Raw genomic sequence first — 13,990 nt, 5'->3', positions numbered from 1 at the left:
GCCATTATGGCAGCGGCGCCTTTTTTGTCCGTGCGGCGCGGTAGAGTGTAGGCGGTTGAAATTTGCGTCCATCGAGGAGCTGCTATGAACGAGATCAAGTGCCCGCATTGTGGCGAAGTTTTTAAGGTCGATGCGTCCGGCTATGCGGATATCGTCAAGCAGGTGCGCGATGCCGAGTTCTCGCGCGACCTGGATGAGCGCGTGAAGGCGGTCCAGCGCGAGGGCGAGCAGGCACTGGAGCTTGAGCGCTCGCGCTCGACGGCTGCTTTGCAAAAGGCAGAGTCTCAGCGCGACGCTCAGCTTGTCGAGCAGAAGAACGCTGCAGCTCAGCAGCTGGCACAAGAGGTTGCCAAGCGCGACGCTGAGCTTGCCGAGCTGCGCGCCAAGCTCGAAGGCGCTGCCGCAGAGCGCGAGAGTGCAAGTCAGCGCGCGGCGGTTGAGGCTCGTTCCGATGCTCAAAAGGAGAATGCCGAGCTTCAGCGCGAGATCGACAATTTACGCGCGCAGTTGGAGCGCAAAGATGATGAAGCCAGGCTTGCCGAGGCGGCGGCACGCAATGCTGCTCAAAACGACCTGTCCGCGCGCGACGCTCAGATTGCCGAGCTGCAGGCCAGGATCGCCGCGGCGGACAAGGCCCAGGAGATGGCGCTTGCCGCTGCCGCGGCAGAGTCGCAGCGTGAGCTCGATGCCGCTCGCAGCGAGGCCGAGCGCGCGCTTACTGACTATCGCGCGAAGGTGCAAGAGAAGTTTTCCGCCGCAAAGGCTCAGTCCGAGCAAGAGGCCGAGGGCCTGCGTGCCCAGCTGCGCGAGCAGGAACTGATGGCAAAAATGAACCTGTCAGAGGCGGTCGCCGCGGCGGAGCGAGAGCGCGATGAGGCACGTGCCAAACTGACGAGCGAGCTGGCGGTGCGCGATTCTCGCGAGGAGCAAGCCAAGGCGGCACACGAGCTCGAGCTTGCGCAGGCCAAGCGCGCGAGCGATGACCTGATTCGCTACAAGGATGAAGAGATTGAGCGCCTTAAGGACATGAAGGTTCGCCTGTCCACCAAGATGGTGGGCGAGTCGCTCGAGCAGCACTGCGAGACCGAGTTTAACCGTCTGCGCATGACGGCGTTTCCCAATGCGTACTTCGAGAAAGATAACGATGCATCCGAGGGTACCAAGGGCGACTTTATCTTCCGCGAGTGTGACGAGAGCGGCAACGAGATCATTTCGATCATGTTCGAGATGAAAAACGAGAACGACGAGACCGCGACCAAACACAAGAACGAGGATTTCTTTAAGAAACTCGATCACGATCGCCGCCAGAAAGGCTGCGAGTATGCGGTGCTCTGCACGTTGCTCGAGCCCGAGAGCGAGCTTTATAACGCAGGAATCGTGGACGTGAGTTATCGCTACGAGAAGATGTACGTGATTCGCCCGCAGTTTTTCATCCCCATGATTACGCTCCTTCGCAACGCCGCTATGGGTTCGCTTCGCTATAAGCAGGAACTGGCGGAGTACAAACAGCAGAATATCGATGTTACGAACTTCGAAGTCAAGATGGAAAAGTTCAAGGACGGTTTCTCGCGTAACTACAACTTGGCGAGCAAGCAATTCGAGTCGGCAATCAAGGAGATCGATGCCGCCATTAAGCAGCTCGAGAAGACCAAGGACGACTTGCGCCGCAGCACCGAGAACCTACGCTTGGCCCACAACAAGGCCGATGAGCTTACCATTCGCAAGCTCATATGGGGCAACAAGACCATGAAGGCAGCGTTTGACGAGGCGCGCGAGGCTGCGCCAGAGACAAACGAGGAGCCAGCCGAGGCGGATTCGTATGAGGTCGAGGATGCCGAGTAAGGCATAGCGGATAGTGAAAAAGCGGGGCCGCTGGCGATGTTGCCAACAGCCCCGCTTCGTTTCGTCCCAATATGCTTGGCTAATCCTCGAGCAAATCCTCGATAAAACCGACGCGGTAGTTCTTGAAGATGACCTCGCCACCGTCTTGCGTGGCGTCCAGATCGACATCGCCCATGATGCCAAAGTCGTGGTCGCCGTCCTCGTCGGCAAAAATCTGGTGCACGTGCCACACGTGGAGCGCCTTCTCGTCGGACTCGTCGATCGAGAACATAGCAGAGGAGCGCGCGTCGCCGTCGGTGAGAATCTCCTCGTGCTGCTCGTGGTAAGCGTCGAGTGCTTTTTGCCAGCGGATCTCGCTCATGCCCCAGTCGTCGTCGAGTTCGCCCAGGTCGCGCACATGCTCGCGGGCGGCAAGAGTCACGCGGCGGAAGAGCGCGTTGCGCACCAACAGCGTGCAGCCGCGACGATCCGCCACGACCTCGTCGATGCCCTGCGGCGGCGCGGCGTCGAGGGCTGCCGGGTTGCCGGCGTTCTCCCACTCGTCCACCAGGCTCGAGTCGACCGAGCGCACCACAAAGCCCAGCCACGAGATAATGTCGCGCAGGCGCTCGTCGCGCTTCTCGATGGGTACGGTGCGGTCGAGCGAACGGTAAGCCTCTGCCAGGTAGCGCAGCAAAATGCCCTCGGAGCGGGCGATGCCGAGCTTTTGAATGTAGCCCTTAAAATCGCTCGCGCTTTCCAGCATATCGCGCAGGACGCTCTTGGGAGAGAGCTGGTAGTCGTTTGCCCAGGGTACTTCCTGGCAGTACTTGTCAAAAGCGGCGTCGAGCAAATCCTCGAGCGGCTTTTCGTACGTGACGTCTTGAATGCGCTCCAGACGCTCCTCATACTCGATGCCGTCGGCCTTCATCTCGGCCATAGCTCGATCGCGTGCGGCACGCTCCTGCGCACGCAGCACTTGCTTGGGATCTTCGAGCGTCGCCTCGACCATTGAGATTAAATCCATGGTATAGGTCTCGCTCTCGGGATCGAGCAGCTCCAACGCGGCGAGCAAGAACGGCGAGAGCGGCTGATCGAGCGCAAAGTCCTCGGGCAGGTCGACCGTCAGCGCGTAGTCGATGTCCGGCGCGGCGTCAGCCGGAGCGTCGGGTGCAGGCGGCACCTCGGTGCGAACGACGACACCGGAATCGATGAGCGTGGCGAAGATTTCGTCGGCGCGAACCTCGAGCTTTGCCTTTTCCTCGGGCGTTTGCAGGCTCGTCTCGATGAGGTCGTGCACGCGGGCACGGGCGTCGCCGCCCTGTTCGACCACGCTAATCACCATGGAGTGTGTGATGCGAAGGCGCGGCTTGAGCGTTTCGGGCTGCGTCTCGATCAGGCGCTCAAAGGTCTGCTTGTTCCAGGTGACAAAGCCCTCGGGGGCCTTCTTCTTTTTAATCTTGCGGAGCTTCTTGGGGTCGTCGCCCGCCTTGGCCATGAGCTTGGCATTCTCGATCTCGTGCTCGGGTGCCTCGGCAATCACCATGCCCTCGGTATCGAAGCCCGAGCGGCCGGCGCGACCGGCAATCTGATGAAACTCGCGGGCGCGCAGACGACGCATCTTGTAGCCGTCGAACTTGGTGAGCGCGGTGAGCACCACGGTATGGATGGGCACGTTGATGCCGACGCCGAGCGTATCGGTGCCGCAGATGACGGGCAACAGGCCCTGTTGTGCCAAGCGCTCGACCAGCAGACGATAGCGCGGCAACATGCCAGCATGGTGCACGCCGACGCCGCATCCGAGCAAGCGCTTAAGAATCTTGCCAAAGGCCGTCGAGAAGCTCGTGCCCTTGGCCGCCTCCTTGATGGCCTCGCGCTGCTCCTTGCTGGCAATACCAAAGTTGGCGAGGGATTGCGCCGTCGCAAGTGCGGCGTCCTGGCTAAAGTGCACGATGTAGAGCGGGGCCTCGCCGCGGCGCATTGCGAGCTCGACGGTGCCCTCGAGCGAGGTCGTCACGTAGTCGTAGCTCAGCGGCACGGGGCGTGGGGCATCGACGACCAGATCGCACGCGGCGCCGGTGTGCTCCTCGAGTGAGGCGGCGATCGCGGTGACATCGCCGAGCGTGGCGCTCATGAGCATGAATTGTGTGTGAGGCAGGGTGAGCAGCGGTACCTGCCAGGCCCAACCGCGATCGGGGTCGGCAAAGTAGTGGAACTCGTCCATGGCGACGCAGCCCACATCGGCATCTTCGCCCTCGCGCAGTGCGTCGTTAGCAAGGATCTCTGCCGTGCAGCAGATGACGGGCGCTTTGGTATTGATATGCGTGTCGCCGGTGATCATACCGACGTTATCGCGGCCGAGCACCTGTACCAGGTCGAAGAACTTTTCGCTGACCAAGGCCTTGATGGGGGCCGTGTAATAGCAGCGCTTGCCCTGCGCCATGCCCATAAAGAGCATGCCCAGCGCGACGAGCGATTTGCCCGATCCGGTCGGTGTGCCCAAAATGACGTGATCGCCGGCAGCCAGGTCCATGAGGGCCTCTTCTTGGTGATCCCACAGCTCGATGCCGCGGTCGCTCGTCCATTCAAAGAAGCGCTCGAAGGCCTGATCGGGCGTGAGCCACGGTTCGGGCTCGCTGCCATCCTCGGGCTCCCACCAAGCGGGGGAGAGCGCACCGAGTGAGCCGAATTCGGCTTCGGTTCCCGTGCCGCCCGAGAATGAACTGGCGGCTCCGGCACCGGGGACGGTGCTGGCGGCGATATCTGTCGTGGTCTGTGCCATGTGTTTGCTTTCTCTCGCGATTGTCCGCCAACTATTATGGCGTAGCGTCGCATCGATGCGTTCGCAGGCAAGAAAATGCAGGAAATGGGCGTTCTGCCCAGCCGTTTAGTGTAGTCGCTAGCCAAGTGAGTAGACTTTTTGCGATATTGCGAGCACATGACTTTTGCGCAAGGGTTCTACCTGCGGTTTTATGTTTCGCTATGCGGGCTGTGCCTGGCTATTGCAAAAAAGTCTACTCACTTAGGTTTGAGGGCCGTTCGCTGGCGCCAATTTGCGCTTGTTTGCCGACGCCGCGACCATCAGAAGCCCCTAGGACTCTTGCGGCAGGCGCTTCTTGCCTTTGCGGGCGCGGTTTCTAAAGTTCTCGACGGCCTCTTCCATGCCCAGAGGTACATAGGTGAGCTCATCGAGGTTTTCGGGCAGGTAGCAGGCAAGGCTTTGCTCCTGCGCGCGGCCCGCCGCGAGCTGTTCATTGCTGGGCTGCGCGCCGGGTGTGGCGCAAATGCCATAGACGACGGCACCCATCTCGCGCGTGCGGCGCTCGTATTCGGTCTCGGGGTGCTCGGGATGGTCGCGGCGGACGTCGTCGCTTACCCAAAGCGTGTCATAGCCGGCCGCAGCAAACTGCCCCAAGGCGTAGTCGCGCAATGGCTTACTGTCGGTGCGCAGCGTGACGGTGGCGCCGGCTGCAAAGAGCGGACGGTACAGCATTAGGTGGTCGACATGGACGAGTCGCTTTTTGGCGTACTTGGCCTTGGGCTGCGGCGTGGGAAAGTTGATGGTGATGGCATCGAGCTCGCCTGCGGCAAATAGCTGCGGCAGCGATGCGGCACCTCGGGGCAGGACGAGTGCGTTGGACAGCCCCTGCTCGCAGATTTTCTGTGCGGCATAGGCGATGCAGATGGGCTCCTGGTCCATACCGATAAAGAGCGTGTCGGGCTCACGGCGAGCTTGCTCAACCAGATAGGTGCCTTTGCCGCAGCCCAGATCCAGATGAAGGCGGGTGAAGGGTGCGCCGCCGGCTGGCGCGCAGGCTTCGCGCCAATTCCCGGCATAGGCCTCGGGGTTCGTCTCAATCGCATTGGCGTAGCGCTCCAGGCGCTCCTCGAGCACAAAGTTCTTAGGGGTGCGAACGTGAACGGCTCCCATGAGGCTCCTTGGTCATACGTATGGAACACATTGCAGGCGCGTTCCGTCAATGGGTTGGAAAAAGATGGGCATAGTTTGCCCGAACGTTGCGGCGCGGCCCGGCGGCGAGTCGTCGATGCCTACAGGCGCTTGAGGATTACATAGCGGTTGAGCTCGCCGCTACGGCCGTCGGCGTGGAAACGCTCGAGCTCGCGCACGGGGACCTCGCCGCTTTTGTAGAACGTACGGACGCCGCGCACCAGGTCGGTGATCTGCTGATCGTCAAAGTGATGGCAATAGCGGTAGGCGTGGCGGTCGTTTTGCCAGCCGATGAGGTGATCGCCGGCCTCGAACTGTGCGGAATCGTATCCCTCAAACGGTGGTGCGAGCTCGGCGCGGGCCTCGGCGCGAACGGCCTTGCGCGCCATGCGCTCGTCGTTCATAAACTCCCAAAAGCTGATAGCGATGATGCCGCCCGGGCGCGTCTGGCGCACCAGGGCGTCGAGCACGCGCACGCGGTACTCGCATGACGGCACGTGGTGCATAAAGCCAAAGCAGACCGAGATATCGGCGAGCGGGGCATCGAAAAGCACATCGGGCGTCTCGGCGGGGTTGAGCTTCATGAGGGCGTCGAGCGCATCGAGTTCCTGGAAGTGCAGGTTGGGAATGCGCAGGGCGTGGCCGTGGGCGTCTATTGCCAGATCTTGGCACGAGTCGACACCATAGAACTCAAACGGGCAGCTGGCATCTGCCGAGGGGTTTGCGCCGTCGACGCCCTTGGCGGCAAGTGCCCCGCCGGCGGCAAAGTTCTCGAATCGCATATTGCCGCAGGCAAGGTCGAAGACGCGGACGGGATGCTCGATCGTGGCCACATCGAGCTGCTCAAGCGCGATGTCCATGGTGCGCACCCAGCCGGGCCACGGGGCTTGGCGCGTATCGGAAAAGGAAGCGGAGTGCTCGCGATAGAACGTATTGTTGAGCTGGATGAGCGATGAGGCGAAATCGCGGTTCACGGCGCGGGACTCCCTCCGTTGGCGGTGCGGAATAAACAGTACGACCATACTACCGTTAACGCCGCAACGGGGACAACCGAGCTGCGGGTCATTGCTTTGTTTGGACACATTTCCGCAGCTCATATGTGCCCGCAACCGCCGGTTGTCAAAAATCTCACTAGAATAGGTGGCATGCTTTTGGCGGTGGCGGATAGATTTTTAACTGTGCAAGGCGCCTTAAGAACAAAAACGGTCCGGCGGCACGGCTGGCATCACATAGGAGGAACCATGAATGTAGAAACTGCGCAGCGGCTCGCCGGCCTTCGTCGCAGCAAGGGTTTTAGCCAAGAAGGGCTGGCGCGAAAGCTGGGGCTGTCGCGCCAGGCGGTCAGTAAATGGGAGCGTGCGGAGAGTTCGCCCGATACCGAGAACCTGATCTCGCTCGCAAAACTCTATGGCGTGAGTTTGGACGAGCTCCTCAATCCGAGCGATGAGATCGAGGACGATATCGAGTTTGAGAACGAGGACCGCGCCCGTCAGCGCGAGGCCGAGGCGGCGGAGCGCGCCCGTACCCATGAGGCGGCGGCACGTGCTACCGAGGCGGCAACGCAGGCGAGTGATGCCGCCGCCAAGGCGGCGCAAGCGGCAAGCTGGAGCGCGCAGGCAGCTAATGCGGCGACGGCTCAGGTGACGGGTGCCGGTGCGACCAGCGTGACTCCGGTGAAGGGTCCGTTCCAGTCGTTCCCGTACTGGGCCGTGTGCTGGCTGCTGTTCTTTTTGCTGATGTTCCTGTTTGGCGCCGGCCCCTTTGCCGCGCTGATTTTCTTTACGATCCCCATCTATCACTGGGCGGCACGTGCGCTCGATGGCGATTGGGCGCGCGGGGATATCCAGGTTGGTCCGGCGCCGGCGGTCGCTAGGACTAAGGGGGAGGACGTTTCCACAGCGGTTGACGCTGACATGGCTGCCGCGACCACCACTGAGTCGAGTGCCAAAGAAGGTGATGAATGATGAAGCTCTCGCATGAGTCTAAGAGGCGCTTGGGCATTGGCATCGGAGCGTTTGTGCTCATCATCGGGCTTGTTTTTGGCATTTCGCGGACTTTGATTCATTTTGATGGCCCGTGGGATCTCGACGATGTTGTATCCGGCTTGTCTGGTATGGGCGATGCGTTCGACGAGGACGATTCCTTGAATAGCGGTAACTATTCCGCTCGGCCTCAACAGCTTTCGAGCGAAACGTTTGATGCCGACGCGTTCACATCCCTTGACTTGGATGTGACGTCGGGTACGGTTGAGGTCAAGTGCGTTTCCGACGGGCCGGTACGTGTCATCGAGAGTGGCCGCGTCGCAAAAGGAGTAGCTGCTTACGATGCGGCAACCCAGAATCTGGCCGTGGTTAAGGGTTCTGCGCTCAAGATTCGCCAGTTCGATTGCGATGACGAGCGCGCCATTGACCGCACGGTTACCGTCGAACTGCCGCGCGAAGTTGCCGATAACATGGTGGGCATTACAGCGAATGTAGGATCGGGCGATCTGACGGTCACGGACATTGCGTGTCATGACCTCAACTTGACTTTGGACTCGGGAGACATCGAGTTTGCGGGTACTGTAACCGACACCCTGAATGCCAAGGTAGGTTCGGGCGATGTGACGTTCGAGCTCTATCAGGCCCCCGCGAAGTCTATGGACGTAAGCGTGGACTCGGGCGATGTGGAGATAACGGTTCCGAACTCTACGGGCTTTAAGGCGAGCCTCACCGTGGGCAGCGGTGACTTCGAGAGCGATTTCCTTCCGCTTGGCTACGATGGCGAGACCATATTGAATCTTGAATTCGACAACGGTGATAAGTCTGCCACGTATCGTTTTAAGGTCGGTTCGGGCGACATGTCGTTCGAATCGGTGTGACATGCGGTTTTCGGAGGTCGGTGCATATAGGCATGCTCTTTGATGGAGGCGCCGGGGCCGTGACTGGCTCCGGCGCCTTTGCCTTTACAATGGGGGCATGGAACAGATTATTTTGAACATACTCGAGGCTCTGCGTCGCGGCGAGGCCGTGGACGACAAGACCCTCGTCAAACTGATACATGCCGAGGCGCGCCGCGAGGGTGCCGACAAACGGGACCTGGCCAAGCGCCGACTGCTGCCGTTTTACCAGCGGGTTAAACGTGAGGAACCGGCTCGTTGGGCTGGGTGGAATGTCGACGCCGATCTGGAACGTCAACTGCTGCAGGTGCTGCGTATGAAGCCGCGCCGAACGGCCTCGGGCGTGGCGACCATTACCGTCATCACCAAGCCGTGGCCCTGTTCGGGCGATTGCCTGTTTTGTCCCAACGATCTGCGCATGCCCAAGAGCTATCTGCATGCCGAGCCGGCGTGCGCCCGTGCGGAGCAAAACTGCTTTGACCCGTATCTGCAGGTGAGTGCTCGTTTGACCGCGCTTTCGCAAATGGGGCATGCAACCGACAAGATCGAGCTTATCGTTCTTGGCGGTACCTGGAGCGACTATCCGCAAGGGTATCAGGCATGGTTTATGTCGGAGCTTTTCCGTGCGCTCAATGACGACGCCGTCGCCGGCGTGGCGGCCAACCCCATGTTGGCGCGTCCGGGCATCAGCCGTGCCGAGGCGGGGCGTCTGCTCGATGACGCTCCCGCCGATGCCCTGCCGCCGGTGGTAGCAGAGCGTCGCGAGCGCTATCGGGCCGCCGGCATTGCGACAGACGAGGTCGAGCTTGCTGCCGGCGTTGCCGACGAGCAGGGACGTGTGGATGCTGCCGTGGGCGGCTATAACCGTGCGGTGCGTCGTCTGTACGGCCCCGGTACGCCGTGGGGCGAGGTCACCGAGTGGCAGACGGCAACGATGGAGGAGCTCGAGCGTCAGCAGCGCATTAACGAGACGGCGAAGCATCGCGTGGTGGGGCTCGTTATCGAGACGCGCCCCGATGCCGTAACGCCGCAGGCCCTCACGCTCATCCGCCGCCTGGGTTGCACCAAGATACAGATGGGCATCCAAAGCCTTGACCAGCACCTGCTCGATATCAACGAGCGCCGCATTTCGGTGGCGCAGATCGAGCGGGCGTTTTCGCTCGCGCGCCTGTTTGGCTTTAAGATCCACGCGCACTTTATGCTCAACTTGTTGGGTGCTACGCCTGAGGGGGACAAGCGTGACTACGAGCGCTTTATGACCGAGGGCGCCTTTATGCCCGACGAGGTCAAGGTCTACCCGTGCGCGCTCATCGAGGGCTCGCATCTGGTGGGCTGTTACGAGCGTGGCGAGTGGCGCCCCTATACCGAGGAAGAACTGCTCGACGTGTTGGCCGATGACATCGTGGTGACGCCGGCGTTCTGCCGCATCAGCCGCATGATTCGCGACTTTAGTTCCGATGACATCATGGTGGGCAACAAGAAGCCCAACCTGCGTCAGCTCGTCGAGAACCGCCTGGCTGCTCGGGGTGACGGTGCGACGGTGCGTGAGATCCGCTATCGCGAGATTAGCACGGCGGGCGCCGACCTAGGCGAGTTGACCCTTGACGAGGGCGTGGCGTACGAGACGCCGGTGACGCACGAGCGCTTTTTGCAGTGGGTGACGCCGCAGGGCAAAATCGCGGGTTTTTTGCGCCTGTCGCTGCCCGATCGCGCGTTTGTTGCCGCGCATGCGGACGAGTTGCCGACGGCGCCGGACGAGGCGATGATTCGCGAGGTGCACGTGTACGGCATGGCGGCGCGCATGGGAGATCAAGGCCAGGCGGCTCAGCATCATGGACTGGGGCGGTCGCTGGTGGAGCGTGCGTGCCAGATGGCGCGGGACGCGGGCTATGCGCGCATCAACGTGATCAGCGCGATCGGCACGCGTGAGTACTATCGTCATTTGGGTTTTTACGACCATGGCCTTTATCTGCAAAAGGAGCTCTAGATGAACAAGCCGAATGTTTCTGCCGGCGTCGTTGCCGGCGTTGCTCTGGGAGCCGCGGCGCTTGGTGCGGCCGCTGTCGCTGTTCGTGCTGCCTGTCTGCAGGTCGCGAGGACCCGCAATGGGCTGGCACGTGTGAAGCGCGTGCACGATGAGGGCGGCGACGAAGTTCGCGTATTGGTGCAAGGCGGCGTCTACCAAAGCGCGAGCTATGTTGGCGATCGTTGGGCGGAGCCAGTCTTTGCGTACTATCGTGCATTTGACGATGTGTTTGAGGCCGAGGACGCAATGCGTGATGCTTACGGGCATGGTATCGACCGTATGCTCATGCTGGGCGGCGGCGGGTTTGCCTATCCCAAGTTTGCGCTGATGTCGCACGAGGGCCTGCGCATGGACGTCATCGAGTATGACGGAGAGATAACGCGCTTGGCGCGCCGTTGGTTCTATCTGGATGAACTGGAGCACGCGGTGGGCGATCGCCTGCGGGTGATTACCGCTGAGGCTCGCTCGTATCTGGGTGTGACGAGCGTGGGCCATCGTCGCTACGACGTGGTCGTGAGCGATTGCTTTGGCGGTGCCGAGCCCGTGCGCGAGCTGGCGACCGTTGAGGCGCTGCGCCTGGTGCGGGGCAGCCTGAACCCCGGGGGTATCTACGTGGCCAATATCGTGAGCGCAAACGAGGGGAGCGATGTGACGTTCCTTCGCGACTGCGCTGCCGCGGCACTCGAGGTATTCGTCCACGCCTGGGTGGTCCCATGTGGCGATGCGAAGTTCAGCGGCGAGGAAAACTACCTGCTCATCGCCAGCGACGGCGACTACGCCTTTGCCGAAGCCGTGCCCTTCGACACCGACTTCCTCGGCACCGTCCTTCACGACAAGTAAGTCTCCCCGTCCCAAAAAAGACTGGTCTTAGGCGTGGTCGCGCCAGCCGAGAACGCGCTGCTTCATACCCTCGATGTCGAGCACGCCTTCGGCAAAGCCCTTGCGCACGAGCTCTTCGGGAACAAACTCGTCGTAGCGGTCAAAGTAAGGCACCTCGCCAGGATAGACGAGCTCGATGGGATCGAAGTCCTTCTCGGCCTCGGCGGCGAGCACCTCAAAGAACGTCTCCTCATCGGCCTTCATCTTAAACTGCATAAAGTACGGGCGTGACGGATCGAGCCCGCGAAGGCCCAGCTCCGCGGCACATTTAATCTTGAGCATGCGCTCGAGCGCCAAAAAGGCGTAGCTGCCCAGCCAGGGGAAGAGCACCCAGGTATCGCCGCCCAGGTTAATGAGCGGCTTGGTTCCCGCCCCCGAAATCTCGGCCGTATGACGAGCCTGCGCCAAGCGGGCCCGTGCGTTACCCATAAGGTACGGATATGTCGCGTGCTCGTTGAGCGCCTTGCGCATGCGCTCGAGCACATGCGTGTTAATGTCGCCGGGGCAGTCGCCAAAGTAGGCCGGCACCCGGCCCTTGACCTGCGTGGCAAAGACAGTGTGGCGCTTCCAGTCCACTTCCTCGACAATCCAGCAGTGTCCGGCGATGGCGATGCGCTCACCGGGCGGGGGCGGATTAACGATCGTGCCCAGCTCAGCCGATTCGCTCCGGACGGTAAACTCCTCGTTTTCCTGGAACACGGCGTAGAACTTAAAGTTGTTGATGATGCGCTCGCCCGCGAGACCCACGATGAGCCCGCCACCTTCGGTGACCTGGATATGGTCGATCTTAATGAGGTGACGTAGCAGCACACGGTAATCGTCTGCCGAGACACGGTGGAAATAGCTGAGCGTGAGCACGCGCTGGGCAAGTTCGGCCGGCGTGAGCTCGCCGGTGCTGGCGAGGGTCGACATAGTCTGGTGATAGAGCAGGCTGTAGGGGAGACGATCGAGCTCGGGTGGCTCGACCCACTTTTCCTCGCGATAGAGTTGTACGAGCGCGATACCCTGCAGGAGCTTCCAGGGAATGGTTTCGGGCATCATCGTGCGCGGCTCGGGCTCTTCCTCGCGCATGACAAACCACATCTCGGGCGGAAGATCGCGACGGCCTGTGCGCCCCATGCGCTGCAAAAAGGAGCTGACGGTAAACGGCGCGTCAATCTGGAAGGCGCGCTCCAGGCGGCCGATATCGATACCGAGCTCCAACGTAGAGGTGGTGACGGTTGTCTGCGTCTGCTCCTCGTCGCGCATGAGCTCCTCGGCCGTCTCGCGTAGCGATGCCGAAAGATTGCCGTGATGGATGAGAAAACGGTCGGGCTCGTGCCGGCTCTCGCAGTAGCTGCGCAGCATGGAGCACACGGCCTCTGCCTCCTCGCGCGAGTTGGCAAAGACCAGGCATTTGCGGCCGCGCGTATGCTCAAAGATATAGCCCATGCCGGGGTCGGCGTTGTCGGGCGCCGTGTCGGTGGGGTTGAGAAGCGCCTGCTCGGTCGCTCGTGGGATGTCGACTTCGCCCTCGGGGGCCGAGGAAGTGCGACGGTCTTTGGGAGCGGCCTTGTCCCGCGCCTGCTCACGACGTTGACGGTGTTCTTCCTGTGTAAGCTGTCCGCTGTGGCACATGTCTTGTCCGGATGCGGGCAGCGCCGCGGGCGCCGCCGTCTCAATACGCTCGCAAGCAAGCACCTCGGCTTCTTGTGGACCTGTGCCTACGAATCCTCGTTGCTGAGCCTGGGGGCCCGAGTTGTAGAAGTGCTCCATGGAGATGCGCCACACGCGGCGCGGTTCCTCAAAGCGGGGGATAACGCAGTCGCGCCCCGTTCCCTTCGAGAGAAAAGCGCCCGTGCGCTCGGGGTCGCCGATGGTGGCCGAAAGGCCAATGCGTCGGGGCTGTACGCCGGCCATGCGCGAGAGTCGCTCGATAAGGCAGAGCGTCTGCCCGCCACGGTCGCCGCGCATGAGCGAGTGGACCTCATCGATGACCACATAGCGTAGGTCGCAGAACATGCGCGGGATCGCCATGTGCTTATGGATTAAGAGCGCCTCGAGCGACTCGGGCGTAATCTGCAAGATGCCGCTTGGCTTTTTGATGAGCTTGGCCTTGTGCGACTGCGAGACATCGCCATGCCAGTGCCAGACGGGGATGTCGGCTTCTTCGCACAGGTCATTGAGACGGACGAACTGATCATTGATGAGCGCTTTGAGGGGGCCGATGTAGAGGGCGCCCACGCTCGCGGGCGGGTTCTCCCAAAATTCGGTCAGGATGGGAAAGAAGGCTGCCTCGGTTTTGCCGGAAGCCGTGGATGCCGTCAGGAGCACATTATCTTGCGTGTTAAAGATGGCATCAGCTGCCGCAACCTGGATAGAGCGCAAGCTCTCCCAATCGTGGGAGTAGATGAAGTCTTGGATAAACGGGGCGTAGCGGTCAAAGGCGTTCACGAGG

General features: G+C 61.4%; 9 protein-coding genes. 5 read left to right on the top strand and 4 right to left on the bottom strand.

Annotated features, from left to right (window positions below; genetic code table 11):
• The first annotated feature begins 84 nt into the window (after positions 1 to 84).
• The gene (locus DXD24_RS00420) at positions 85 to 1,842 is read left to right on the top strand and encodes a DUF2130 domain-containing protein (protein ID WP_117645751.1); all 1,758 of its coding nucleotides are present in this window, start codon (positions 85 to 87) and stop codon (positions 1,840 to 1,842) included.
• Positions 1,843 to 1,921: 79 nt separating this feature from the next.
• Here the strand turns inward: DXD24_RS00420 and DXD24_RS00415 are convergent, their stop codons facing one another.
• The 3 genes from DXD24_RS00415 to DXD24_RS00405 form a co-directional block, all read right to left on the bottom strand.
• Complete coding sequence (locus DXD24_RS00415; protein ID WP_117645749.1) at positions 1,922 to 4,603, bottom strand: RNA helicase; 2,682 nt, start codon at positions 4,601 to 4,603, stop codon at positions 1,922 to 1,924.
• A gap of 309 nt (positions 4,604 to 4,912) precedes the next feature.
• Positions 4,913 to 5,752 (bottom strand): tRNA (guanosine(46)-N(7))-methyltransferase TrmB, encoded by an 840-nt coding sequence (locus DXD24_RS00410; RefSeq protein ID WP_117645747.1) that lies wholly within the window; start codon positions 5,750 to 5,752, stop codon positions 4,913 to 4,915.
• 119 nt (positions 5,753 to 5,871) lie between these two features.
• Positions 5,872 to 6,744, bottom strand: coding sequence for a hypothetical protein (locus DXD24_RS00405; RefSeq protein ID WP_117645745.1), 873 nt, complete (start codon positions 6,742 to 6,744; stop codon positions 5,872 to 5,874).
• 267 nt (positions 6,745 to 7,011) lie between these two features.
• Here DXD24_RS00405 and DXD24_RS00400 point away from each other — a divergent pair, with 267 nt between their 5' ends.
• From DXD24_RS00400 to DXD24_RS00385, 4 genes are all read left to right on the top strand, one after another.
• Entirely contained in the window at positions 7,012 to 7,734 is a 723-nt protein-coding gene (locus tag DXD24_RS00400; RefSeq protein ID WP_117645743.1) for a helix-turn-helix domain-containing protein, read from the top strand.
• Positions 7,734 to 8,630, top strand: coding sequence for a DUF4097 family beta strand repeat-containing protein (locus DXD24_RS00395; protein WP_158550101.1), 897 nt, complete (start codon positions 7,734 to 7,736; stop codon positions 8,628 to 8,630). Before DXD24_RS00400 ends, DXD24_RS00395 begins: the two co-directional genes overlap by 1 nt.
• Positions 8,631 to 8,727: 97 nt before the next feature.
• Positions 8,728 to 10,635 (top strand): elongator complex protein 3, encoded by a 1,908-nt coding sequence (locus DXD24_RS00390; protein WP_117645739.1) that lies wholly within the window; start codon positions 8,728 to 8,730, stop codon positions 10,633 to 10,635.
• The gene (locus DXD24_RS00385; RefSeq protein ID WP_117645737.1) at positions 10,636 to 11,514 is read left to right on the top strand and encodes a spermidine synthase; all 879 of its coding nucleotides are present in this window, start codon (positions 10,636 to 10,638) and stop codon (positions 11,512 to 11,514) included.
• Between the two features lie 27 nt (positions 11,515 to 11,541).
• On the opposite strand, the gene DXD24_RS00380 is transcribed toward DXD24_RS00385, so the two are convergent.
• Positions 11,542 to 13,986 (bottom strand): DEAD/DEAH box helicase, encoded by a 2,445-nt coding sequence (locus tag DXD24_RS00380; protein ID WP_117645735.1) that lies wholly within the window; start codon positions 13,984 to 13,986, stop codon positions 11,542 to 11,544.
• Positions 13,987 to 13,990: the final 4 nt, after the last annotated feature.

The sequence above is a fragment of the Collinsella sp. TF12-2AT genome (genome assembly GCF_003436735.1).
GTDB lineage: Bacteria > Actinomycetota > Coriobacteriia > Coriobacteriales > Coriobacteriaceae > Collinsella.
This window is presented reverse-complemented; position numbering and strand designations above follow the sequence as displayed.